Annotated in this window: 24 protein-coding genes; 9 read left to right on the top strand and 15 right to left on the bottom strand. The window is 45.1% G+C overall.

The genetic code is table 11. The features are described from left to right. Positions 1-171, bottom strand: a 171-nt coding sequence (locus tag L5M18_RS17675) for a transposase (protein ID WP_263190459.1), incomplete at its 3' end; no start/stop codon positions are given. Between the two features lie 38 nt (positions 172-209). Here L5M18_RS17675 and L5M18_RS17670 point away from each other — a divergent pair. Beyond that, positions 210-1,817 (top strand): hypothetical protein, encoded by a 1,608-nt coding sequence (locus L5M18_RS17670; RefSeq protein WP_263198009.1) that lies wholly within the window; start codon positions 210-212, stop codon positions 1,815-1,817. Positions 1,818-1,901: 84 nt separating this feature from the next. After that, positions 1,902-2,774 (top strand): hypothetical protein, encoded by an 873-nt coding sequence (locus L5M18_RS17665; RefSeq protein ID WP_263198008.1) that lies wholly within the window; start codon positions 1,902-1,904, stop codon positions 2,772-2,774. Positions 2,775-2,952: 178 nt separating this feature from the next. Here L5M18_RS17665 and fis read toward each other — a convergent pair whose 3' ends face one another. The 3 genes from fis to prmA all read right to left on the bottom strand — a co-directional run bounded on the left by fis (position 2,953) and on the right by prmA (position 5,299). Then, positions 2,953-3,258 (bottom strand): DNA-binding transcriptional regulator Fis, encoded by a 306-nt coding sequence (gene fis, locus L5M18_RS17660; RefSeq protein ID WP_006083371.1) that lies wholly within the window; start codon positions 3,256-3,258, stop codon positions 2,953-2,955. 16 nt (positions 3,259-3,274) lie between these two features. Next, the gene (gene dusB / locus L5M18_RS17655) at positions 3,275-4,243 is read right to left on the bottom strand and encodes a tRNA dihydrouridine synthase DusB (RefSeq protein ID WP_263198013.1); all 969 of its coding nucleotides are present in this window, start codon (positions 4,241-4,243) and stop codon (positions 3,275-3,277) included. A 174-nt stretch (positions 4,244-4,417) separates the two neighbouring features. After that, positions 4,418-5,299 (bottom strand): 50S ribosomal protein L11 methyltransferase, encoded by an 882-nt coding sequence (prmA, locus tag L5M18_RS17650; RefSeq protein ID WP_105250427.1) that lies wholly within the window; start codon positions 5,297-5,299, stop codon positions 4,418-4,420. A gap of 454 nt (positions 5,300-5,753) precedes the next feature. On the opposite strand from prmA, the gene L5M18_RS17645 reads away from it, so the two are divergent. The 4 genes from L5M18_RS17645 (at position 5,754) to L5M18_RS17630 (ending at position 10,150) form a co-directional block, all read left to right on the top strand. After that, the gene (locus L5M18_RS17645; RefSeq protein WP_263198006.1) at positions 5,754-6,476 is read left to right on the top strand and encodes a fumarate reductase cytochrome b subunit; all 723 of its coding nucleotides are present in this window, start codon (positions 5,754-5,756) and stop codon (positions 6,474-6,476) included. Between the two features lie 171 nt (positions 6,477-6,647). Then, positions 6,648-7,319 (top strand): fumarate reductase cytochrome b subunit, encoded by a 672-nt coding sequence (locus L5M18_RS17640; RefSeq protein WP_263198005.1) that lies wholly within the window; start codon positions 6,648-6,650, stop codon positions 7,317-7,319. Between the two features lie 93 nt (positions 7,320-7,412). Next, positions 7,413-9,419 carry a fumarate reductase flavoprotein subunit gene (locus L5M18_RS17635; protein ID WP_263198002.1) on the top strand — a complete coding sequence of 669 codons (2,007 nt, stop codon included), beginning with the start codon at positions 7,413-7,415 and terminating at the stop codon, positions 9,417-9,419. Continuing rightward, positions 9,419-10,150 carry a fumarate reductase iron-sulfur subunit gene (locus tag L5M18_RS17630; protein WP_113940800.1) on the top strand — a complete coding sequence of 244 codons (732 nt, stop codon included), beginning with the start codon at positions 9,419-9,421 and terminating at the stop codon, positions 10,148-10,150. Before L5M18_RS17635 ends, L5M18_RS17630 begins: the two co-directional genes overlap by 1 nt. Before the next feature lie 49 nt (positions 10,151-10,199). Here L5M18_RS17630 and L5M18_RS17625 read toward each other — a convergent pair whose 3' ends face one another. Both L5M18_RS17625 and L5M18_RS17620 read right to left on the bottom strand, forming a co-directional pair. Continuing rightward, positions 10,200-10,484: a putative quinol monooxygenase gene (locus L5M18_RS17625; RefSeq protein ID WP_263176918.1), complete on the bottom strand. Its 285-nt coding sequence runs from the start codon at positions 10,482-10,484 to the stop codon at positions 10,200-10,202. Further along, a complete protein-coding gene (locus L5M18_RS17620; RefSeq protein WP_263176919.1) occupies positions 10,481-11,503 on the bottom strand; it encodes a zinc-binding alcohol dehydrogenase family protein in 1,023 nt (340 codons plus the stop codon). Before L5M18_RS17620 ends, L5M18_RS17625 begins: the two co-directional genes overlap by 4 nt. Positions 11,504-11,637: 134 nt before the next feature. Here L5M18_RS17620 and L5M18_RS17615 point away from each other — a divergent pair, with 134 nt between their 5' ends. Further along, the gene (locus L5M18_RS17615) at positions 11,638-12,564 is read left to right on the top strand and encodes a LysR family transcriptional regulator (protein ID WP_263176920.1); all 927 of its coding nucleotides are present in this window, start codon (positions 11,638-11,640) and stop codon (positions 12,562-12,564) included. Between the two features lie 55 nt (positions 12,565-12,619). Here the strand turns inward: L5M18_RS17615 and rho are convergent, their stop codons facing one another. Together rho and trxA are read right to left on the bottom strand one after the other, a co-directional pair. Further along, entirely contained in the window at positions 12,620-13,885 is a 1,266-nt protein-coding gene (gene rho, locus L5M18_RS17610) for a transcription termination factor Rho (protein WP_011787892.1), read from the bottom strand. Positions 13,886-14,094: 209 nt separating this feature from the next. After that, a complete protein-coding gene (trxA, locus tag L5M18_RS17605; RefSeq protein ID WP_105250415.1) occupies positions 14,095-14,421 on the bottom strand; it encodes a thioredoxin TrxA in 327 nt (108 codons plus the stop codon). Positions 14,422-14,573: 152 nt separating this feature from the next. On the opposite strand from trxA, the gene rhlB reads away from it, so the two are divergent. Next, on the top strand, positions 14,574-15,890 hold the full coding sequence (rhlB, locus tag L5M18_RS17600) for an ATP-dependent RNA helicase RhlB (protein ID WP_063884693.1): 1,317 nt from the start codon (positions 14,574-14,576) through the stop codon (positions 15,888-15,890). After that, positions 15,891-16,817, top strand: a complete 927-nt coding sequence (locus tag L5M18_RS17595) for an exopolyphosphatase (protein WP_219255455.1) — start codon at positions 15,891-15,893, stop codon at positions 16,815-16,817. It begins immediately after the preceding gene. Between the two features lie 66 nt (positions 16,818-16,883). Here L5M18_RS17595 and L5M18_RS17590 read toward each other — a convergent pair whose 3' ends face one another. The 7 genes from L5M18_RS17590 to L5M18_RS17560 all read right to left on the bottom strand — a co-directional run bounded on the left by L5M18_RS17590 (position 16,884) and on the right by L5M18_RS17560 (position 22,400). Further along, the gene (locus L5M18_RS17590; protein ID WP_113940794.1) at positions 16,884-17,420 is read right to left on the bottom strand and encodes a thioredoxin family protein; all 537 of its coding nucleotides are present in this window, start codon (positions 17,418-17,420) and stop codon (positions 16,884-16,886) included. Between the two features lie 493 nt (positions 17,421-17,913). Next, positions 17,914-18,306: an 8-oxo-dGTP diphosphatase MutT gene (mutT, locus tag L5M18_RS17585; RefSeq protein WP_198573100.1), complete on the bottom strand. Its 393-nt coding sequence runs from the start codon at positions 18,304-18,306 to the stop codon at positions 17,914-17,916. A 78-nt stretch (positions 18,307-18,384) separates the two neighbouring features. Then, on the bottom strand, positions 18,385-18,594 hold the full coding sequence (gene yacG, locus L5M18_RS17580; protein ID WP_006083355.1) for a DNA gyrase inhibitor YacG: 210 nt from the start codon (positions 18,592-18,594) through the stop codon (positions 18,385-18,387). Positions 18,595-18,667: 73 nt separating this feature from the next. Beyond that, positions 18,668-19,402, bottom strand: coding sequence for a cell division protein ZapD (gene zapD, locus L5M18_RS17575; RefSeq protein WP_263198001.1), 735 nt, complete (start codon positions 19,400-19,402; stop codon positions 18,668-18,670). Beyond that, the gene (gene coaE / locus L5M18_RS17570) at positions 19,395-20,012 is read right to left on the bottom strand and encodes a dephospho-CoA kinase (RefSeq protein ID WP_263197999.1); all 618 of its coding nucleotides are present in this window, start codon (positions 20,010-20,012) and stop codon (positions 19,395-19,397) included. The genes zapD and coaE overlap by 8 nt, the downstream gene beginning before the upstream one ends. Positions 20,013-20,160: 148 nt before the next feature. Then, complete coding sequence (locus L5M18_RS17565; RefSeq protein ID WP_263197997.1) at positions 20,161-21,087, bottom strand: prepilin peptidase; 927 nt, start codon at positions 21,085-21,087, stop codon at positions 20,161-20,163. Between the two features lie 41 nt (positions 21,088-21,128). Next, positions 21,129-22,400 carry a type II secretion system F family protein gene (locus L5M18_RS17560; RefSeq protein ID WP_263197995.1) on the bottom strand — a complete coding sequence of 424 codons (1,272 nt, stop codon included), beginning with the start codon at positions 22,398-22,400 and terminating at the stop codon, positions 21,129-21,131. Between the last annotated feature and the right edge of the window lie 79 nt (positions 22,401-22,479).

The raw sequence follows: 22,479 nt of genomic DNA, 5'->3' as shown, positions 1-22,479 counted from the left end.
TAATGTTTTACCTGGCACAGGGCGACCCTCTTTTTTGGCTTTATCTCGCCAATGATACAGGGTTTGGTAGGAGATCCCCTCACTGCGAGCCACTTCCGTGACCGTCATATTGTGGGGAGGTAATAATTTCTTTAAGACAGCGTCTTTACGTTCAGGTGAATATCGTTCCATTGAGCTCTCATTGACCGCCCCCTTTATTTAATTATTGGATGATTTTAAGGGGTGACAACAATCCTGACACAGGGGGGTATCCAACCCTTGGTGATATAGCAAAAGCCTTATTTGAACACACCGGAATATTGCCACAAAAGAATGACTGTTCAAGTATTATGAGCGACGAAACGATGAAAAAGTCGATTCAAACTCAGCTAAGGCGGCTAGCTAAGGAAGATGGAGAATTAACGGCTAATTTTATGGCGTTAGTTGAGCTTCTTGCTTTTTCTATCTTAGAGGCAACTGGTAGCTTGAAGGTAATGTATGCATTTACTAATACGATAGACGATACACTTTTTCAATATAAGGACTTCTTGAGAGGAGACAGTACTTTCCTGTCGAAGTCTGACTCGATTCAGTGGTTGCTGAAAAATAGATTGGTTGATCGGATGATTCTTTCGTATCAAAAAAATATTTTAAAACATAACGTTGCTACAGAATTGAATATTTCGCCTTCTGATAAGTATTGGTGGCTACCTGATGTGCAAGGTAAATCCATAACTTGGCCAATATCAACAGTATTTAATTGGATGTATGACGTCACCAAGACCAATCAAACTCGCTTTCATTTTCCCGATTATGGCTTCACTGACAATTATCGATTGTCACAAAACCTTGAAAATGCATCACGATGGTCAACAGCTAAAAATCTTCCTAGTTGGGCTAACTTGCTTCAGAATCTTAGCGATTCACTGTCTGCGATGGAACAAACGAAATCGATTGCTCATAAAAGAAGTATTGATACCAAAACTAGAAACTGCTTTAGAATTATCTTATTTTTAGCAAGATTTTCAACCTCAATATTTGTCGAGCTTGAAAAGCAGTATGGAGTTGAGTTTGTTTCTGATTTAGTTAATAAATTGAAAAAGCAAGACTACAGACTAAACAGGATCCACAGTAATTTTAAGAATATCGTTAAGGAGGAATTAAGCTTTCATGATGTTATTGACCCAATGTCAATTGATCGTAGGTGGTTTGATGAAACTCAAGCATTTTGGGAACTAAAAGCTTTAGATATTGAACATAACACCAGCTATATTTGCTCAACACTTACAGTAGAAATTTTAAATACTTTCAGTTTTAATGATCTCAAGTCTTGCCTAACATACCTAGACGCATTTGCCTTATCGCCTTTGATAGCTCAAGCCAAAAGCGATGTAAGATCCCTAGCGCCACAGATGTATTTTGAACTTTTATCTAAGGGGTTGGCTCTCCGTAAAAACTCTGAGTTGTCTAAAGATCTGATTTCACAATTTATTAATGAAATCAAAGTAGCAGGACTAGACGGTAGTTTTTTATGGCTAACTAATTGGATATGGGGTACTTATCATTATCGTCGAGCAGAGGACAACTTAGCATTTCCTTTTTATCTAGATGCTTTTGAAAATGGAAAGTACTCAGCTGGACATAATCAGTACTTGTTGGTTAATCAGTTTGTTGAATGCTGTGCGAAAAACAATAAATGGCGAGACTTTAAAAGGGGAATTGGTTGGGCAGACTATCTAGGAATAAAAGTGCGTTGGTATAGAGGTTTCGATAAATCAGAAAACCCTATTAAAAGTGCATTTGAAATGCTTAAAATTGGACGCTATGCAGTACTTTGACGGGTAATTAAATATAGTAAAGAATGTAGATAGGCTACATAGCAAGGGCCTTTACATGGTTAGCTTTACTAATAAGGGTTTTAGATGGATCTCGACTGCATTCCCACGATTGAATCACTGCTGGAGCAAAACGCCATCTGCTTTACTGGGCGTCCAGATTTAATTGACCGTTATCTGGTTTTAATGGATTTAATAATACCAATAGAAACAATGGCACTGCTTGATGAGATAGGCAGCCCTTTCAAATCTTTTGAGTGGAATTCGTATCACATTTACGGCTCTGAAACGAAGAACAGCAAACCCCCTACACTCGATTGCCATGACCTTTCTCTAAATGAGTCGATTACGTTACCTAATAGACCACTTTATACCGTTCATCTTGATGCGGATTTCACCGTAACAGCACATGTCCGGTGTAATAATGGTTATTTTGATAAGCTAATCCACAAAAAAATTGGCGTGAATCCTAAAAGGTTAACGCACAGTCTAAAAGCGGTAACGCGGGCAATAGACCAGTCACCAGCATTCTTTATCTGCACTAAGTGCAATAAATTAATTGATGCCAATTTTAAGTCTCAAGATGGAACGGCCACATGTGCCTACAGCGCTTGCGGCAGGTTTGTGGAACAACACTTTGATGTTCTATCCGATAAAGTCACAAGCTCCTTATATAATAAAGATATAAGTGTCGATATATTTGACGATTACATAGCCATCTCCATTGGTTTAATCACTTGGCCGCATCCGCATGAACCGAGCTTTGAATGGGTTATTCAACGGAAAATGGCTCTTAGTTCTACACCGCGACAGGTTAAGTCTGCAGCAAAAGCTATCCACGATAGTAAGATTGCCCGTGGAAAGTGCAAGCACTGTAATGAGTCTATGAATGCAGGGCATATGTTCGATGATGATACCTGCCAAAGTTGTGCGACGGGCGTGTATGGAGTTGTTTATTGATTTTGGTGTCTAGATGGAGTCAAGTGCCTGGTATTGGGGAGGAGCACCAGTTAACGTGAGATGAATGACAAACCAAGCATGATTTTGACTGTGTGTAACTATGTGTGTATTAAATAGCAAAAAAGCCTGAATTTCTTCAGGCTTTTTCTTTTTAATACAACAGTTTAATCCTTTCGGATTAGTTCATGCCGTATTTTTTCAATTTTTTACGCAGAGTACCACGGTTGATACCTAGCATGTTTGCTGCGCGGGTTTGGTTGCCACGAGTGTGTTGCATGATGATGTCAAGCAGAGGCGCTTCAACTTCGCTTAGCACCATTTCATAAACTTCTTGTGCTTCCTGACCGTCCAACTGTGCGAAGAAGTTAGTTACGGCACGCTTGACGGCGTCACGTAATAACTGGGGCTTGATAGTGCCGTTTGCTGTTTCGATTTTGCCAACGGTAAGCTGGTGAACTTCTGTGTTAGTTGTCTGATCAAACATTCTATTCTGCTCTTTATTAATTCTGTACTAATTCATCAAAATAACATTCCACGAGGGAATACTGTTCTGCAGTGGTTTCCAGCCGATTAAAGTCAGCCCTAAATTGGCGCTGAGCTTCTTGGTCTAGGTACCATCCCATATGTTTTCTGGCGAAGCGGATACCCTTGTATTCACCATATAAGTCATACAGTTTGGTGAGGTGTTCCAGCATCACTTGACGCTGTTCGGCAACCTCAATGGGCGCTAGCTTATTACCCGTTTCCAAGTAGTGCTGGATTTCTCTGAAAATCCAAGGCCGTCCTTGAGCACCCCGTCCTATCATCAAGGCATCGGCACCGGTGTATTCCAGCACAAAGCGGGCTTTCTCCGGACTGTCGATGTCCCCATTGGCGACAACAGGAATCGAGACATTCTGTTTGATTGCTTTGATCGTGTCGTACTCGGCGTTGCCTCTGTACATACATTGTCTCGTGCGGCCGTGAACGGCGAGCGAGGCGATGCCACAATCCTCTGCAATCTGGGCGATTTGAACACCATTCTTGTGCTCTGGCTCCCAGCCGGTGCGAATCTTTAACGTGACAGGCACGTTCACTGCGGCGACCACGGCTTGTAAAATCTCTTTTACCAGCGTTGGATTTTGCATTAGCGCCGAGCCTGCCAGCTTTTTATTCACTTTTTTCGCCGGGCAACCCATGTTGATATCAATGATGTGAGCACCTTGTTCGACATTGAACAAGGCGGCTTGCGCCATTAAATCAGGATCAGCCCCTGCAATTTGCACTGAGCGGATGCCTTCCTCGCCAGAATGCGTCATGCGCTGGCGGCTTTTATCTGTATCCCAAACCTCGGGATTGGATGAAAGCATCTCGGAAACCGCTAAGGCTGCGCCATAACGAAGACAAAGATTGCGGAAGGCTTGATCGGTGACACCTGCCATTGGTGCCACGATCAGCTGATTGTTCAGTTGATAGGGTCCAATCTGCATTTTATGTTTCACCTTAGCTCTTCAAAGGGGCGCTATAGTAGCCCTTTTTGTTGGCCGTGAAAAGGTCAATAAATGACCTAGAGGTAATTTTTTTTCTTGACTTTTAATCGACGAGAAGTCAGAGGCCAAATTGTTGGAAGCCAGCGGTGGCGCATGTTGCGCCACCCTTTAGCGCTATTTACGCTTACCTGTCAAGCGGCTCCAATCTTCTTTGTGAGCCGCTGCGTCCATATCGAACCATTGGCTATAAAAGTCAGAGATTTCTTGGGCTTGTTCTTTGAGGAGACCGGAAAGGGCAAGTTTGCCACCGGTTTTTACGCGTTCTGCGATCAAAGGCGCTAATTCACGCAGTGGGCCTGCAAGAATGTTAGCGACCAGTACGTCGGCTTTGAGATCGGCGGGTTGGTCTTCTGGTAAGTACAAGGCTAGCTTGTCAGCGACATCATTGCGCTCGGCGTTGGCACGCGAGGCGTCGATGGCTTGATAGTCGATATCGATACCTGTGACTTTTTTCGCTCCCAGTTTCAGTGCGGCTACGGCTAAGATACCTGAACCACAGCCAAAATCGATCACTTCTTCATCGCTTAAATCTAAGCTGTCTAGCCACTCTAAACACAGTGCTGTCGTGGGATGAGTGCCAGTGCCGAAGGCAAGACCCGGATCTAAGATCACATTGACTGCGGTTGGATCAGGGATTTCGCGCCAGCTTGGGCAGATCCATAAACGTGTGCCAAATTGGATGGGGTGGAAGTTATCCATCCATTCGCGTACCCAGTCTTTATCTTCAATTTGTTCGACTTTATGGCTGAAGTTCTCACCGAGGAAAGGCAAGGTTTTCAGCATGGCGATGGTCGGTGTCAGATCGGTTTCTGCATCGAATAAGGCCACTACCACGGTATCGCGCCACAGTGGGGTTTCGCCTAATTTAGGTTCAAAAATAGGGGTATCTTTACCGTCTTCGAAGGTGATAGAGACTGAACCTTCTTCCATGAGCAAGTCGCTGATGGTTTCAGCGTCATCGCTATTGGTGTTTATACGGAGTTGGATCCAAGGCATGGGGGCATCCTGTGACTGAGTGTTCATAAACTAAGGGTTCAAAATATCGCGGTATTGTATACCCAAACTATCCCAAAATGCAGGATGTAGCGGGAATTTAAAGCGCTTTAGGTAAGGTCGTTTGGTTACCACTAGGGTTTAGGTTCGACGACTGGCTATCCTGGTATTGCGCTTTTGTCTATACAGACAAGGCGTTAGTTGGCGGGTATGGATTGGTGTTAAAAAGCGAATTGTCTGTTTTATTATCTGATATAACGCTATGAAAAATATTGGTTAATTGGTTTTACCTTTGTTTGGTTTTGATACGTTTTTTGTGATCATCTTCTAAGAGTTTAACTCCGTCAGGTGAGTTGGCTCACGCTTTAAATCTGTGACACTGAAGCCTGATTTGAGTTGCTGCTATGGTGTAGTTTGCCAAGAGGTGCCAACGATAAACGACATAGGTTAATTCAAGATGACAAGCATAACTCGAGTTCACAATAGGGTGAGTACACCGCTAGGTCATCCTTGGTCGGCTAAGGCTGATAGGCTGCAGAGTGCGACAGGGATTATGCTTGGCAGCTTTTTACTATTACACATGCATTTTGAATCGAGTATTTTGCTGGGTAAAGAGGCTTTTTATCGGGTTGTTCAGTTGCTTGAAGGTGGAATGTTTAGCAGCACAGGACATGGCTTTCCTATAGTCACTAAAGTGTTTTCAGTGTTTATGCTATTGGTGGTGATAGTACATGCCGCGGTGGCGCTACGGCGTTTTCCGGCGCAGCTAGGGCAATGGCGAGCTCTGCGTTCGCACATGGGGAATATCAAGCATAAGGATACCCATGCGTGGTTTTGGCAACTGATCACCGGCTTTATCTTATTTTTCCTCGTTCCTGTTCACCTCTTCACTATGATTTTGAATCCCGAAATTGGCCCGCATTTATCAGCTGAGCGGGTTTATCACGATAATGCTTGGTTGCTGTATGCGCTGTTACTTCCCGCTGTAGTGGTACACGCCATGATTGGTCTCTATCGCGTGGCGGTAAAGTGGGGCATAACCACCCAGCGCTCAGGTCTGCGAAAATTCGCTAAGGTGCTGATTATTTACTTGCTATGCCTTGGTACTGCGAGCCTTGTTTCATATCTATTTATCGGTAGCGAGCTCGGTATTCCTGTGCAGCCCTTCGTACCTGAGTAGGCTTTAAGCCAGCAGCAGGATTATGTTTCACTGCTATTATTAAGCATTAGGTTAATTATTCAGCACTCAATTGATCTGGCTCACGTTTTCGTGTGGATGTGTGAGCGATATTAGTTTGCGATAAGACTTAATGAGATTGGCTCGATAAGGTCAACGGCGTGAGGCGATAGGATGGCGATCAAATTAAATATTAAAAAATGGAGTGCTTGGCTGGATTTAAGCCAGAGTTTGTCAGGGGTAATACTCGCAGTCTTTTTGTGGACCCACTTAGTGTTAGTGTCATCGATTTTATTGGGTGCGGATGCCATGAGTTGGGTGGCACGCACCATGGAGCTGAGTTTTCTGTCCGCTGATGGACACGGTTATCCTTGGGTAGTGACTTGTATTGCCATTGGTATTGCCATTTTGACGTTAGTGCACGTGTTAGTGGCATTGCAAAAATTACCCATGAGTCTGCGTCAGCAAAGGGCGCTACGCCAACAAATGCAAGTGATCAACCACAGCGATACTCGCTTGTGGCGCTGGCAAGCCATTACTGGTGTAGTGATTTTACTGCTGTTGCCTGTGCATTTGTGGCTTATTGGCTCGGCTCCCGAAACCATTGGCCCTCAGGGAAGCGCCGATCGTATTTGGAATCAAGGTGTCTGGATGGTGTATCTGCCTTTACTGCTCACTGTGGAGTTACATGCAGCAATTGGCATTTACCGTGTGGCTTTGAAATGGGGCGCGGCGCGGGATCTCAACAACCGCAGTCGATTACGTAAGATCAAGACCATAGTGAGTGTGCTATTTGTCACTGTTGGTGTCGCCTCACTTCTGGCATTTTTACCCTACGCGAGTTAATTCCGCTTTTAATCAATGATTAAGTTAATCAGTGAATAGAATGTCGAACATAAAAAAACAGCACAAAACAATAGACCCCATTAAGGAGCAGGCGTGAAACTGATTTATACCGATTCATTGGTGGTAGGAGCTGGGCTCGCGGGCTTAAGGGTCGCTATCGCTTCGAAAGAGCGTGGGCTTGACACTTTAGTTCTGTCACTCATTCCTGCAAAACGTTCCCACTCTGCTGCCGCTCAAGGGGGGATGCAGGCGAGTTTAGGCAATGCCGTTAAGGGAATGGGCGATGATGAGGATGTGCATTTTCAAGATACGGTAAAAGGTTCCGACTGGGGCTGCGATCAAGAAGTGGCGCGTATGTTTGCCCATTGTGCACCTAAGGCCGTGCGTGAATTAGCAAATTGGGGCGTGCCTTGGTCAAGGGTGAGTGCTGGCCCGAGAGAAGTGATAGTCAATGCGCAAAAAGTCACGCTACATGAGGCCCAAGAAGCCCATGGTCTTATCAACGCCCGTGATTTTGGCGGGACTAAAAAATGGCGCACTTGTTATACCGCCGACGGTACGGGTCATTCGCTGTTATACGCTATGGATAACAAAGCGATTTCCATGGATATTCCCGTCCATGAACGTATCGAAGCCTTGGCACTTATTCACGATGGTAAGCGTTGTCATGGCGTGATTGCTCGTTGTTTGATTACGGGTGAACTTAGAGCCTATGTGGCTAAGTCCACTACGATAGCCACTGGTGGTTATGGCCGAATTTATGAAGTGTCGACCAATGCGATTATCTGCGAAGGTATTGGCCAAGCGTTGGCATTGGAAACGGGCGTGGCAAGGCTTGGCAATATGGAGGCGGTACAATTCCATCCCACTGCCATTGTTCCCGTGGGCATTTTAACAACGGAAGGGTGTCGTGGTGATGGCGGCTTATTGCGCGATAAAGACGGTTACCGCTTTATGCCTGACTATGAGCCCGATAAAAAGGAGTTGGCATCGCGGGATGTCGTATCGCGTCGCATGACCGAACATATACGTAAAGGTAAGGGCGTCGATAGCCCTTATGGCCCGCATTTGTGGCTAGATATTACCCTTTTAGGTCGCAAGCATATTGAAACGAATCTTAGGGAAGTACAGGAAATTTGTGAGAATTTCCTTGGCATCGATCCCGCTAAAGATTGGATCCCTGTACGCCCAACTCAGCATTATTCTATGGGTGGTATTCGGACTAATGCCACAGGTGAAAGTCCGCAGCTTAAAGGCTTATTTAGCGTAGGTGAGGCGGCCTGTTGGGACATGCACGGCTTTAACCGTTTAGGCGGTAATTCGTTGGCCGAAACCGTGGTTGGCGGCATGATTATTGGTAAATATGTCGCCGATTTTTGTGAGAACAATAGCCTTGAGATCGACACTCAGCTTGCAGAACGGTTTATGCAGCAGGTGCAGAGTGAAATCGATGTGCTGGTCGAGGGTGATGGTCACGAGAGCGCCTTTGAACTCAAGCGCGAAATGCAGCGCATCATGATGGATTATGTGGGGATTTTCCGTAATGGCCCCGAGCTTGAAAAAGCGGTTGCCGAGCTAAAAGTGTTGCTCGAGCGTTCGCGTAAACTCGGACTTAAGTGTAAAAAGCGTCACGCCAATCCTGAGTTAGTTGAAGCCCTGCGGGTCAAGCGTATGCTAAAAGTGGCGCTAACAGTAGCCTGCGGCGCAGCGGCGCGAACAGAGAGTCGTGGTGCCCATGCTCGCGAGGATTATCCGCAGCGAAATGATCGAGACTGGCTGAATCGCACCCTGGCCAGCTGGCCTGATCCCGAGGCACTCGAACCTGTGCTTAACTACGAAGCACTCGATGTGATGAAGATGGAACTCCCGCCGGGTTATCGTGGTTATGGCATCAACAACGCCATAGTGCATCCCGATACCGAAAAGCGTGAACAGCAAATTGCCGAGATTTTAGCTGAGCTAGGTGATGATGCTGACCGTTATCAAAGGCAGCGGGCTCTTATGCCCTTTGAATTACCCGAGAGCTTACAACCTAATAACGAACGTTTAAGTGATACTTTAAAAAGTCCATCTGCCAATGCGTTAGGAGAAAAATCATAATGAGCCAAGGTCGTCAGTTAACCTTTAATATCTTTCGTTATGATCCGCAGGAGCCAAACGATAAGCCGAAAATGGTGCGTTATCAGCTCACCGAAACGCCGGGGATGACGGTATTTATCGCCCTTAATAAACTCAGGGAAGAACAAGACACTTCATTGCAGTTCGACTTTGTCTGTCGTGCTGGTATCTGTGGTAGCTGCGCTATGGTGATCAACGGTTTCCCGACGCTAGCTTGCCGCACCTTAACGGCCAAATATCCTAAGGGCGAAATCACCTTAATGCCGCTGCCAGGTTTTGAGTTGATTGGTGATCTCTCGGTTAACACTGGTAAGTTTATGCGGGAACTGGCCGAACGCTTAAAGCTGTGGTTACACCCTAAGGCCAATGATATAAGCGTGCATCGGCTTGAAGATCCTATGGATCCAGATGAAGCTGCGCGTTTGTATGAGCTAGAGCGCTGCGTTGAATGTGGCGTATGTGTTTCTGCCTGTGCGACTAAACAAATGCGTGAAACTTTTGTCGGCGCTGTGGGCATGATGAAAATAGCTCGTTTTGAGATGGATAGCCGTGACGCTCGTACTGCCGAGGATTTTTACCATGTGATTGGCAATCAGGATGGCGTATTTGGTTGTATGACGTTACTCGGCTGTCAAGACAACTGTCCTAAGGATTTGCCACACATGCAGCAAATCGCGTATTTACGCCGCAAGATGGCCATGACTTTGATTTGATAAGTATAAATGATGAAAAGCGCCAACGTGTTTGGCGCTTTTTTGTTGATTAGCAGGCGTAGCTTTTGTGAATGTCAGCTTGATTGATTATGTCTGCGGTTTGAGCGACGAATGCTTGAAAGTGCGTACTCGCCATATGTTCATCCAGTGCGGCTTGGGATTGCCAAATTTCGTACATCCAGAAGATATTTTCATCATCTAATGAGTGATGCAGTTTGTATTCGATGCAGCCAGCCTCGGTATGAGTGTCTGTCACGAGTTGCTTGAGTATCTTAAATAGCGTATCGCTTTGGCCTTGATTCGCTATGATTTGAGCAAACACTGTTATTTTCATTGGTTAAAACCTTCTAAAACAATTTTACCGATCGCTTTGCCAGACTCTATCTGAGCGTGAGCTTTGATTAAGTTTTGGGCATTAATGGTGCCGTAGTGTTTACCGAACGTACTCTGTAACTCGCCTGTATCGATAAGGGCGCTTAAGCGGTTGAGTAAGTGATGTTGCGCAATCATATCCTCGGTCTGATAAAGGCTGCGGGTAAACATCAGTTCCCAGTGTAAGGATAAGCTTTTACGCTTAAGTTTCATCACATCTAATGGCCCCTTAGGATCATCGATTAATGCTAGTTTTCCTTGTGGCTTAAGCACTTGTACTATTTCATCAAAATGCTGATCGGTTTGGGTTAAGCTAATCACATGAGTCACATCAGTAATACCAATATTGGCAAGTTCCTGCGAAAGTGGCTTGGTGTGGTCGATGACAGCATCGGCACCAAGTTTGTGCACCCAAGCGGCGGATTCAGGACGAGATGCAGTGCCTATCACTTCTGCACCAGTGAGTTTTACTGCAAGCTGAGTGATGATTGAACCCACACCGCCGGCCGCACCGATAATTAAAATACGGGCGTCAGTTGCCGAACCATCTTGGGGTAAAGCTAAACGGTCGAATAAAATCTCCCATGCCGTAATCCCCGTTAAAGGTAATGCCGCGGCTTGGGTATAGGTTAAACTTTTAGGTTTATGGCCGACAATTCGCTCATCAACCAATTGATATTCTGCATAACTTCCACTGCGACTGATATCGCCCGCATACCACACTTCATCGCCAACGTTGAAAAGACTGGCTTTCTCACCAACGGCTTTGACGACACCGACCGCATCCCAGCCGATAATTTTGTATTCGCCTGCAGACGCTGAGCTAGATGCACGGATTTTTGTATCAACCGGATTGACAGAAATGGCTTTGATTTCCACTAAAAGGTCAAAACCTGTCGCAGTTGGCTCGGCTAGCGTGATGTTTTCTAATGCATTGGGCGCTGTGATTGCACCTGCTGTCTGGTAACCAATGGCTTTCATGTTTATTCCTCTGGGTGTACTTGCTGGAGTTTACTTGTTTGAGTGTACTTGTATCGTGTAGCCATTGTGTGGAATATTAGCCAAGAGATAAACAGGATAAAGTTTGTAATTTTTTCAAAGGATTTTTGATAATCATGCTAATTAATGATTTAGCTTTGTTCGTGCGAGTCGCTGATTGCGGCAATATATCTGCCGCAGCAGCCGAGATGGATATCTCGGCTGCTTCTGCCAGTGCAGCAATAAAACGGCTTGAGAAACAGCTCGATACTAGTTTATTTATCCGCACGACACGCAGCTTACGTTTGACTGTGCAAGGTGAGCGTTATCTTATTCATTGCCGACGTGCGCTAAGCGATTTAGCGCTTGGCGAACAGGCTATCGCCAGTGATAAAGGTAAAATATCTGGCACCTTAAGCCTGTCGGTTTCTTCAGACTTTGGCCGTAATCTGTTTGTGCCTTGGCTCGACGAGTTTTTGCTCGATTTCCCTCAACTGCAAGTGCGCTTGCACCTTGGCGACAATATCAGCAGTTTTTACCACGATAAAATTGATGTTGCCGTGCGCTATGGAAAACCGCAGGATTCTAACCAAGTGGCTTTCCCTATCTGCAGTGTTGATCGTGTCTTGTGCGCTTCACCTGAATATCTCGTCAAGTTTGGTGCGCTTGATTCATTAGAACAATTAGTTGAGCATAATTGCTTGTTTTATAAGTTAGATGATCGCACCCACGATCAATGGCTATTTAGGCGTGATGCTCAAGAATTCAAAGTGCGTGTCACGGGCAATCGTAGTGCTAATGATGCCGAGATTGCCCGCCGTTGGGCTGTGGCTGGCAAAGGGTTGGTATTTAAGTCGAGTCTAGATCTGGCCGATGACTTAATCTCAGGGCGATTAGTACGTTTGTTGCCTGAGTATCAGGGGGAGCCCGTCGATTTGTACTTAGTGTGCCCAGGACGTGAACATGTCACGCCTGTCGTGCTCTTACTACGGGAAATGCTCCGGCAGCGAACACAGGCTTTGAGTAAAAACTTGAGTAAAATCTTAGCAGTGAAAAAATCTTAGATAACAAAAAAGCCGCATAATGCGGCTTTTAGTTTAGAGACTCACTGAGTGAGATTTAAGACTTAGTGCGTTTCATGGCGGTAAAGAACTCTTCGTTAGTCTTGGTCATCGCCAATTTATCGATTAAGAATTCCATTGCGCTGACCTCATCCATAGGATTGAGGATCTTACGCAGGATCCACATTTTTTGCAGTTCTTCTTGAGTCGTGAGTTTTTCTTCACGACGGGTACCGCTGCGGTTGAAGTCAATGGCTGGGAACACACGCTTTTCTGCCGCTTTACGTGACAAATGTAGCTCTTGGTTACCTGTACCTTTAAATTCTTCGTAGATTACTTCGTCCATCTTAGAACCCGTATCAACCAAGGCTGTGGCGATAATGGTCAAGCTGCCGCCGTGTTCGATGTTACGTGCCGCACCGAAGAAGCGTTTTGGACGGTGTAGAGCGTTTGCATCCACACCACCAGTTAACACTTTGCCCGATGACGGGATAACAGTGTTATAGGCACGGGCTAAACGGGTAATCGAATCGAGTAAGATAACGACGTCTTTCTTGTGCTCAACCAAACGTTTTGCTTTTTCAATCACCATTTCGGCAACTTGAACGTGACGGCTGGCTGGCTCATCGAAGGTTGATGCGATAACTTCGCCTTTAACGAGGCGCTGCATCTCTGTTACTTCTTCTGGGCGTTCGTCGATAAGCAATACCATCAACACCACTTCTGGGTTGTTGTAGCTGATGCTTTGAGCAATACCTTGAAGTAATAGCGTTTTACCGGCTTTTGGTGGTGCAACGATCAAACCACGTTGACCTTTACCAATCGGTGAGCATAAATCCAGAATACGCGCTGTAATATCTTCAGTTGAGCCGTTGCCGCGCTCCATACGCATACGTTCTTCTGCGTGGAGTGGAGTCAAGTTTTCAAAGAGGATTTTATTACGGGAGTTTTCTGGTTTATCGAAGTTAACTTCGTTGACTTTCAATAGAGCAAAATAACGCTCGCCTTCTTTTGGTGGGCGAATTTTACCAAAAATGGTATCACCCGTTCGCATGTTGAAGCGGCGAATTTGGCTTGGTGAGACATAGATGTCATCTGGACCAGCTAAATAAGAACCGTCTGAGCTGCGTAAGAAGCCGAAACCGTCTTGGAGTATTTCTAATACCCCACCACCGAAAATGTCTTCTCCACTTTTTGCGTGGGCTTTAAGGATTGAGAAAATAATGTCCTGCTTGCGAGCGCGGGCCATATTTTCGAGCTTCATATTTTCAGCTAGCGAGACTAGGTCAGAAATCGGCGTGTCTTTTAATTCAGTTAAGTTCATTTTGGGGGTCTTGTGTTACGCGACAAAGCTTACCGCGATCAATCAGTAAGGATGTAATTCAGGATAGTGATTGACGAGCGAGAAGAGGTTATTAGAAAGAATCTGGTTATTAAAGTAGCACTAACAAAGCGGGGCGTCCAGAAATTTAGGGAAATTCCGGCACAATTAATTTATAGCTTGTGCCGGAGGTCACTCATTACGACGTCAAATTAGATTTGAGCGTCAATAAACTCTTTCAATTGCGTTTTTGAGAGTGCGCCAACTTTAGTCGCGGCTAATTCGCCGTTCTTGAATAGCAGTAAAGTTGGGATGCCACGAACGCCATATTTCGCTGGAGAAACATTGTTTTGGTCAACGTTTAATTTAGCGATAGTCAAGCGACCTGCATATTCTTCAGACACATCGTCTAAAATTGGAGCGATCATTTTACAAGGACCACACCACTCGGCCCAGAAGTCTACCAATACTGGCAAATCAGACTTTAATACGTCGTTTTCGAAGCTGTCGTCACTCAGGTATATAATTTTATCGCTCATGATGTTCTCCAGTTTGGGTGCCATTGCTGGTTTGTTAATGGCTTACCATGTATATTGGGGCTGAAAAATAGCTTTTCAAGTTACCTTTTTACAATGTGGCTATTTCAAACGATCGAGTATCTTATTGCAACCTCAACAGGTAAGCTTGCGCTATGAGCGAAACACATCTATCTACCCAAAGGTTTGCCGACCTACCTCTACATCCTGAGGTTAAACAGGCCCTTGCCGAGAACGGCTTCGAATTTTGTACGCCGATCCAGGCGTTATCACTGCCTGTATTACTCCAATCAAAAGATATCGCAGGCCAAGCACAAACGGGCACTGGTAAGACAATGGCCTTTTTGGTCGCCACGTTTAATCATTTATTATCGACTCCCATACCTGAAGGGCGACTGATTAATCAGCCCCGCGCCATCATTATGGCCCCGACTCGTGAACTGGCGATTCAGATTGCCAAAGATGCGATTTTACTCGCTAAGCATACACACTTAAAGGTGGGTATTGTTTATGGCGGTGAAAGTTACGATGTGCAGCGTAAAGTATTAGATCAAGGTGTTGATATCTTGATTGGTACAACGGGTCGAATTATCGACTACGTTCGCCAAGGTATTATTGGCTTGAATTCAATTCAGGCTGTGGTACTTGATGAAGCCGATCGTATGTTTGATCTTGGTTTTATTAAAGATATTCGCTTCTTATTTAGACGTATGCCTGAGGCAAATCAACGTCTTAATATGTTATTTTCGGCAACCTTGTCCATGAAAGTACAAGAGCTGGCTTATGATCATATGAATGAGCCCGTTAAAGTTGAAATCGCCCCCGAAGAAAAAACCTCCAAAAACATCAAAGAAGAAATCTTCTATCCTTCCCAAGAAGAGAAGATGCGTTTGCTGTTGACCTTGATTGAAGAAGATTGGCCAGAAAAAGCCATCGTTTTCTCCAACACTAAGCACAGTTGTGAAACGCTTTGGTCTTGGCTTGAAGGTGACGGACATCGTGTGGGTTTATTAACGGGTGATGTGCCACAGAAAAAGCGTATTCGTATCCTTGAGCAATTTACCAGTGGCCAACTAGATATATTGGTTGCTACTGATGTTGCGGCTCGTGGTTTACATATTTCTGACGTTTCACACGTGTATAACTATGATTTACCTGATGATTGCGAAGACTATGTTCACCGAATCGGTCGTACGGGTCGTGCGGGTAATAAAGGCATGTCGATAAGCTTTGCCTGTGAAGAGTACGCATTGAACTTGCCTGCAATCGAAAGCTACATCAATCATTCGATTCCAGTAAGTAACTACGACAGTGAAGCTTTACTGGCCGATATTCCTACGCCAGCGAAGATCCACCGTAAACACCCTAGCGGCACTCGAAACTTGCGTGATCGTTCAGGGGCAAGCCGCCCAGGTGCTCAACGCAGTGGTGCTCGCCCTCCTCGTCATGATAGGACACGTAGACATTCGTAAATGCCAACACCCGCTTATGCCGCTATAACATTAGGCTCAAATAGTTTTAATATGCTGATCGCCAAAACGCGTGGTGGTCAGCCGCATATTATTGCGAAATATAAACGCAAGGTGAGGCTCGCCGAAGGCATAGGCAACGATGGCAAATTAAGCCCCGATGTCATGCAGCGCGGCCTCGACTGTTTGAGTATGTTTGCCCAGATGTTGGTGCAACATAAGATTGAAGCAAACCATGTTGCTGTGATTGCAACTGCAACTCTTCGCAGTATTAGCAATGCTGATGAGTTTAATCAGCGTGCATTGCCACTCTTAGGTCATCCGATCGAAATTATCTCTGGTATGCGTGAAGCAGAGCTCATCTATCAAGGTATGGTGGCGACCACTTGTGGTCAAGGCCGTCGCTTGGTTATTGATATCGGTGGGGCGAGTACAGAGTTTATCATTGGCGATGGGCATCAAGTGCTGTTCAAAACCAGTTTGCCCTTTGGTAGCGTGACTTATAATCGCCAATTTTTCAGCAGTTTGCCGCTGCAGCAGTTAGATTTCGATGATGCTAAGCAGCAAGTGCTAACCGCATTAGCTGAGCATAGACAAACCCTACGTGATCTTGGTTGGCATTGTGTCGTTGGTGCCTCCGGCGCTGTACAGTCCGTGGTAGAAGTGTTACTACACCGAGGGTTATCTGAAACTATCACACTCGATGTGCTTACTCAGTTGAAGGCTGAGATCCTCGCTCAAGAAGATATTAGCTTAATGGGGATTGTTGGGCTTTGCAGTGAGCGAGCACCGACTTTTGCTGCGGGTGTCGCTATTCTATTGGCTTTGTTTGAGTTGCTGGGGATCGAGCATTTAGCCTTATCTGGCGGCGCATTACGTGAAGGTGTTTTAGTGATGTTAGCTCAGCGGATTATTGACGAAGTCAGCTAATATTTTATTGAAACATGATAAAAACCAAAGGCCGCGATGCGGCCTTTATTGTTTGTACTGTGGCGATTATTTCAATAAATCGGCGAGATCTTTTTCTAAGGAAACCGTTGGACGCTCTACGATGCGGCCAACTTCTTTACCTTGCTGCAGCACAATAAAGGTTGGAATGCGGGTAAAGTCGTATTTTGCGGCTAAGCCTTCTGGATCTTTTTTCGTTCGGTCGACACCAATATAGGTCACTTTAATATTGGGATTAGCGACTTCTTCCATAATACGGATAAAGCGCGGCGTTTCCCGGTGACAATCTGGGCACCAAGTACCAATGATCACAACAATTTCTGTAGGTTCAGTGATGCTTTTAAGCGGGGTGATTGCAGTGGTATCGACTTGATAGGTTTTATACCCTTCAGCAAACTCATTGAGATCTGTGACTAAATGTTGTGCTTCTACTATACCAGTTAAAATCACTTCTTGTTTCTCCTCACTGCAGGTCGCAATTAAACCCTGTTGTTGTTCTTCAAATCCACAGCCACCATTGGCTAGTACCTGACAACTAAAAAATAAGGCGGTAGTGGCTAGGAATGCCTTAACGTTATTGTGCATGATGCGCCCTCGAAATCGAAGAGAAAGAATGAAATTCGATTCAAACATTATTCTGGATACGATTAAAGCGATTAATTGATTTGCTGCAAGCAAGATCACGCATTGCTAATATCTATACCCAAGCTACCTGAAGATACGAGTTTCAGAGTGCCTAGGGTGCTTCAATTCAAGGCGCATCAATGACAGAATGTCGGCCACCTTTTGAATTGATGCAACACGGAAGTGGAGTGCCCTAGGCGCTCCGTCTCGGCGTGTTTTAACGCACTTTATGCTGTGTTGATTATTTTTAACTTAGCCCGCTAGGTCTGCAAATAGCCGCCTTGCCTAAAGTGCGTTAAATTCCCGCTGAATCCTGCATCTTCAGGTGGTTTGGGTATGTAAGCTTAACGAACGCATAATTACATGTTTTTCGGAGTTAAGGCATTGAAAAATTTCATCCCCGAATTGTGATTCGGGGACAGAACACATTGAGAGGATAAGGTAAATTGCTGGATTACTGATCCAGAATTTTTTCAAGAATAGGCTTATTAGCTTCTGGGAAGTCGTAATTGGTTAAGTCGGTTTTAGTGACCCAAGCGATAAGCTGACCTTCAAGGCCTTGAGCTGTGCCGTTAAATTCTGTGACTGAATGGATATCGAGTAGCACTTGTTTATCGGGATAGTCGAAACTCAACGCCATAAATGGCTGACTATCAGTGACATTGAGCGCGACTTCCTCTTTGAGTTCACGGATCAATGCCTGAGTGACAGTTTCGCCTGTCTCAACTTTACCACCAGGAAATTCCCATTTCCCACCTTGATGTAAATGATCTGGGCGTTTTGCCAACAGAATTTCACCGGCCGAGTTAGTAATAATGCCGACGGCAACATGGATGCGTTTAGTCATAATATTTATCGATTAATGAGTGGGTAAAGGTAAGTGCATTAAAGGCTTGAGCTGAGTTATTCGTGTGTAAACCCAAAATTACTCTTTAAAAAAATCGCCTTCATCGAGATCAAATTCATCAAATGCTTCTGGATCAAATTCGGCTTTGACTGGGATGACGTGTTTTTCTGACGCCCAATCGCCGAGGTCGATCAACTTACAGCGCTCGCTGCAAAAAGGTTTAAATGCAGATTGTGGCACCCACTCGACAGGGGCTTTGCAAATAGGGCAGTTAACGGTCAATGGCATAATTGTTCTCTTGGTTAACGGCGATAAAGCGGCCGCCAATACGAATGTCTTTCAGGCCATTAGTGTAAAGGCTTCATGCACAGGTAGCCAGTAAGAAATCAATTGAACGGTCGGAGTGGCGTTGTTGTTCAAACTGCACAAAATGGATAGCGAAACGGTTTTTATGGCCGCTAATCGTAGGATAACACCCGTGGTATGCATCGACTTTAACCCTTACCAAAGCAAGTGCTTGGGCACTGTCACCTTGATAAAAGCCTGCGTGGGCAACGGCATTGTCGTAATGGGACGTGCTACGAGTAAGTTGAAGTAGTAACGTGATCGGGGTAAGTAAAGGTTCGAAATGCGCTATCCAAGAGCGATAATCGTGCTGTTTTTCTTCCCAAGGTTTAGATAGCCAATAATGCAGTTGTGGTAGGTCGAAGTTACAGCAAGCACCTGGCATGCCGAAGCGTTGTCGTAGTGCGGAAATAAATTTGTCTTGTTTTAATTGGCTGCCGAAGCGTTCAGGCTTTTGTAACGGTTCACGGGCTTGGGTGAGGGCGTTGATATAGATATTGATTTGCTGGTGGTCGACGTGATCTAATTCTTGCCATTTGCTGAGTTGCAGCAAGTGCCGCTCAATATCTTTTAATACTTCATTGCGATAATCGCAGCGTTCAGACAATTCACAGAGGGAAAACAGCGGATAAAAACATCTATGTTGGTGGTCATTGCTTAGGTTACTTTGCAGCTGTTTATCGAGGTATTCGAGCCGCAAGTAGCTGCGAATTTTCTCGTTTAGGGGCTGTTCGTAAACTAATTCAGTCATGGGCGTTATGAGTACCAGATAGTTGTAAATAGCGTTGATGCAATGCTAGCACCTCTCGTTTTAAGGTTGATATCTCTCCCTGATTATCAATAATGTCGTCGGCTCGGGCGAGTTTTTCGCTGCGGCTCAATTGGCTGTTAATGATGTTATTTACTTGAGATGCATCAACATTGTCCCTTTTTGTGGTGCGGCTGATTTGCAACTCAGGCGAAATATCCACCACTAAAGTCCGATTGACTAACCTATCTAACCCGTTCTCAAATAGCAAGGGCACGACCATAATTACATAGGCTGAGGTTGCTTTTTCTACCTGCGCCAGCATTTCTTGGCGGATTATCGGGTGCAATAGCTGGTTTAACCATTCACGTTCTTCAGGATGGCTAAATATCCGTTGCCGCAGTTTGGCGCGATCGAGTTCATCCTCAGGTGTTAATATCTCAGACCCAAAATGGCTAACGATGGCCTCAAGTCCTTTTGAACCTTGAGCGACAACGTCGCGGGCAACGATATCGGCGTCGACTAAGGTAATGCCTTCTGCGGCGAATAAATTGGCAACAGTCGTTTTACCGCTACCTATGCCGCCAGTAAGGCCAACAACAAATTTGGACATAAAACTCTCTTAAAAGCTATGAAGGGCGCTACGCTGCTAGGACGGACTTCGTCCTTACAGTCTACGGAACGGGCTTCGCCCTTACGGTAAGCGAAGCGTTCAGTGAGTGAGCTTGCGAACGTTCCGTTATCCTTAAGTGAAGCCTGTTCTATAACGTACTTAAGTACCAATCCACTATAGGTTGACCCCATATTAGGGCTATCCAGCCTGCAGCAGCAATATAAGGCCCAAATGGGATGGGATTACCTTGTTTGAGGCGTTTACTGACAATCATAGTGATACCGACGACAGCTCCGACTAAGGACGAAAGTAAAATGACCAGCGGCAGCATTTGCCAGCCGAGCCAAGCACCGAAAACTGCGAGCAGTTTAAAGTCCCCATAGCCCATGCCTTCCTTGCCAGTGAGGATCTTAAATAGCCAAAAAATGGACCACAAGCTTAAATAGCCAGCTGCCGCACCGATAACGGCATCGGTTGGGCTCGCAAAGGTATGATTTAGATTGATGATCAAGCCGAGCCAAAGTAACGGTAACGTCATTTGATCTGGCAGCAGCATCTCATCAAGATCGATACCAGTAAGGGCAATAAGTACAAATGTCAGTATGCTCGCAAAGACAAATTGCCAGCTTGGACCAAAGTGCCACGCCAAAGTCGCAATAAGCAGCCCTGTGATGAACTCAATTATTGGGTAGCGGGCGGAAATGGGGGCGTGACAAGCGGCGCATTTTCCCTTGAGCATTAACCAACCGAATATAGGTAAATTATGCCAAGGTTTAATCGCCGTTTTGCACTTAGGGCAAGCAGAGCCCGGCACCACAAGATTGTACTTTTCAGGAAAGCCATCAATAGGTCTATTGAGTTGGTCTATCCCTATTTTTTTGACTATGTCTTCGTGGTATTCCTGCAAATACTGATTACATTCTTGCTGCCACTCCCGTTTCATCATCACAGGAAATCTGTGGATTACCACGTTTAAAAAACTACCAATGGTGGCGGCAAAAATAAAGCTTAGCGTAATAAAGAGCCAAGGACTCTGGTTTAGAGAGTGGCTCAAAAGAGAGATAAATTCAGTCATTCAATTTCTTATATATTATTTGTGGAAGTGAGGCGTAATAATTAGCCGCCAACAATATTACCCATCTGGAAGATAGGTAAGTACATGGCAACAATCAAACCACCCACAACAGTACCGATAACCACCATCATAATAGGTTCTATTAGGCTTGATAAGCCATCAACTGCATCGTCGACCTGCATTTCATAGATGGTTGAGACTTTATTGAGCATGTTATCTAATGAGCCGGATTCTTCACCTATCATTACCATTTGCACTAACATATCAGGGAAGAGCCCTGTTGTTTGCATAGCGACATTCATCTGCATCCCCGCCATGACCTCTTGGCGAATATTCAATATGGCTTTGCGATAAACTGCATTACCCGATGCGCCAGCGGCGGACTCTAAGCCATCAATTAACGGCACACCTGCGGCAAAGGTGGTGGCTAAGGTGCGGGCGAAACGTGCCATGGCGCCTTTGTGTAAAATCGGTCCAATGGCTGGGATTTTAAGCACGGCTTCATCGACTCTATCCCGTAAAATTTGCGAGTTTCGATGTGCGCGTACAAATAAAAATACACCGCCGACAATGGCAGCTAAAAATATATACCAAGAGGATTGTAAGCCGCGGGAAATATGCAGTACCAGTTGCGTAAAGGCGGGCAGTTCTGCACCAAAGCCTTTAAAAATATCTTCAAACTGTGGTACCACAAAAAGAAGTAACAAAACCGTAACTAAAATAGCGACAATTACAACTGCAGCAGGATAAAACATGGCCTTCTTAATTTTTGATTTAAGCGCTTCCGTTTTTTCTCTGTAGGTTGCGACTCGATCGAAAACCAAATCGAGTGAACCTGAATGCTCACCCGCGGCGACTAAGTCAACATATAGTTCGTCGAAGTAACGTCTATGGGGGCGCATTGCATCTGATAAGGGAATACCCGATTGAATTTCGGTTAAAATAGTACCCAGTAATTCCCGCATTTTAGCTTTTTCATGGCCACGGCCGAGTAGTTCAAATGTCGTTACCAAAGGAACGCCTGCCGCCAACATAGTCGCGACTTGACGGGTCATCATGGCAATATCCATAGGTGTGATTTTCGGCTCACCTAACTTAAATAGTGGAGAGGACTGCTTACGAACGCTCTTAGGGTTTACTCCTTGTGATTTAAGCTGACTACGAATTTCGGCTACAGTTGAACCTCTAAGCTCTCCTGCCGTTTTTTTTCCATCGCGGTTAACGCCTTTCCATTCGAAGGTATAGATTTTTGGCTGGCTTTTTTGCTCGTTTTTCTTAGTACGAGGCTTTCTTGCTGTCGTTGCCGTAGCCATAAATTATTCCTATAAAATAATAAGTACTTGAATGCCGAAGTTTTGAAAAAATAAGTTTAAGTAGCAGGTGTCGATTATT

It is taken from the genome of Shewanella sp. SM20, from assembly GCF_025654545.1.
Taxonomy (GTDB): domain Bacteria; phylum Pseudomonadota; class Gammaproteobacteria; order Enterobacterales; family Shewanellaceae; genus Shewanella; species Shewanella oncorhynchi.
The sequence above is the reverse complement of the archived record's forward strand: the minus strand, read 5'-3'. Positions and strand labels throughout refer to the sequence as shown.

Coding starts and splice junctions, on each gene's coding strand:
- L5M18_RS17665 (WP_263198008.1), top strand. CDS start 1,902: ATGGATCTCGACTGCATTCCCACGATTGAATCACTGCTGGAGCAAAAC.
- L5M18_RS17565 (WP_263197997.1), bottom strand. CDS start 21,087: ATGACTGAATTTATCTCTCTTTTGAGCCACTCTCTAAACCAGAGTCCT.
- L5M18_RS17620 (WP_263176919.1), bottom strand. CDS start 11,503: ATGAAAGCCATTGGTTACCAGACAGCAGGTGCAATCACAGCGCCCAAT.
- trxA (WP_105250415.1), bottom strand. CDS start 14,421: ATGAGCGATAAAATTATATACCTGAGTGACGACAGCTTCGAAAACGAC.
- prmA (WP_105250427.1), bottom strand. CDS start 5,299: ATGCCTTGGATCCAACTCCGTATAAACACCAATAGCGATGACGCTGAA.
- L5M18_RS17640 (WP_263198005.1), top strand. CDS start 6,648: ATGGCGATCAAATTAAATATTAAAAAATGGAGTGCTTGGCTGGATTTA.
- L5M18_RS17625 (WP_263176918.1), bottom strand. CDS start 10,484: ATGAAAATAACAGTGTTTGCTCAAATCATAGCGAATCAAGGCCAAAGC.
- L5M18_RS17560 (WP_263197995.1), bottom strand. CDS start 22,400: ATGGCTACGGCAACGACAGCAAGAAAGCCTCGTACTAAGAAAAACGAG.
- coaE (WP_263197999.1), bottom strand. CDS start 20,012: ATGTCCAAATTTGTTGTTGGCCTTACTGGCGGCATAGGTAGCGGTAAA.
- yacG (WP_006083355.1), bottom strand. CDS start 18,594: ATGCCATTGACCGTTAACTGCCCTATTTGCAAAGCCCCTGTCGAGTGG.
- L5M18_RS17630 (WP_113940800.1), top strand. CDS start 9,419: ATGAGCCAAGGTCGTCAGTTAACCTTTAATATCTTTCGTTATGATCCG.
- mutT (WP_198573100.1), bottom strand. CDS start 18,306: ATGACTAAACGCATCCATGTTGCCGTCGGCATTATTACTAACTCGGCC.
- zapD (WP_263198001.1), bottom strand. CDS start 19,402: ATGACTGAATTAGTTTACGAACAGCCCCTAAACGAGAAAATTCGCAGC.
- L5M18_RS17590 (WP_113940794.1), bottom strand. CDS start 17,420: ATGCACAATAACGTTAAGGCATTCCTAGCCACTACCGCCTTATTTTTT.
- L5M18_RS17645 (WP_263198006.1), top strand. CDS start 5,754: ATGACAAGCATAACTCGAGTTCACAATAGGGTGAGTACACCGCTAGGT.
- L5M18_RS17670 (WP_263198009.1), top strand. CDS start 210: ATGATTTTAAGGGGTGACAACAATCCTGACACAGGGGGGTATCCAACC.
- fis (WP_006083371.1), bottom strand. CDS start 3,258: ATGTTTGATCAGACAACTAACACAGAAGTTCACCAGCTTACCGTTGGC.
- rhlB (WP_063884693.1), top strand. CDS start 14,574: ATGAGCGAAACACATCTATCTACCCAAAGGTTTGCCGACCTACCTCTA.
- L5M18_RS17595 (WP_219255455.1), top strand. CDS start 15,891: ATGCCAACACCCGCTTATGCCGCTATAACATTAGGCTCAAATAGTTTT.
- rho (WP_011787892.1), bottom strand. CDS start 13,885: ATGAACTTAACTGAATTAAAAGACACGCCGATTTCTGACCTAGTCTCG.
- dusB (WP_263198013.1), bottom strand. CDS start 4,243: ATGCAGATTGGACCCTATCAACTGAACAATCAGCTGATCGTGGCACCA.
- L5M18_RS17615 (WP_263176920.1), top strand. CDS start 11,638: ATGCTAATTAATGATTTAGCTTTGTTCGTGCGAGTCGCTGATTGCGGC.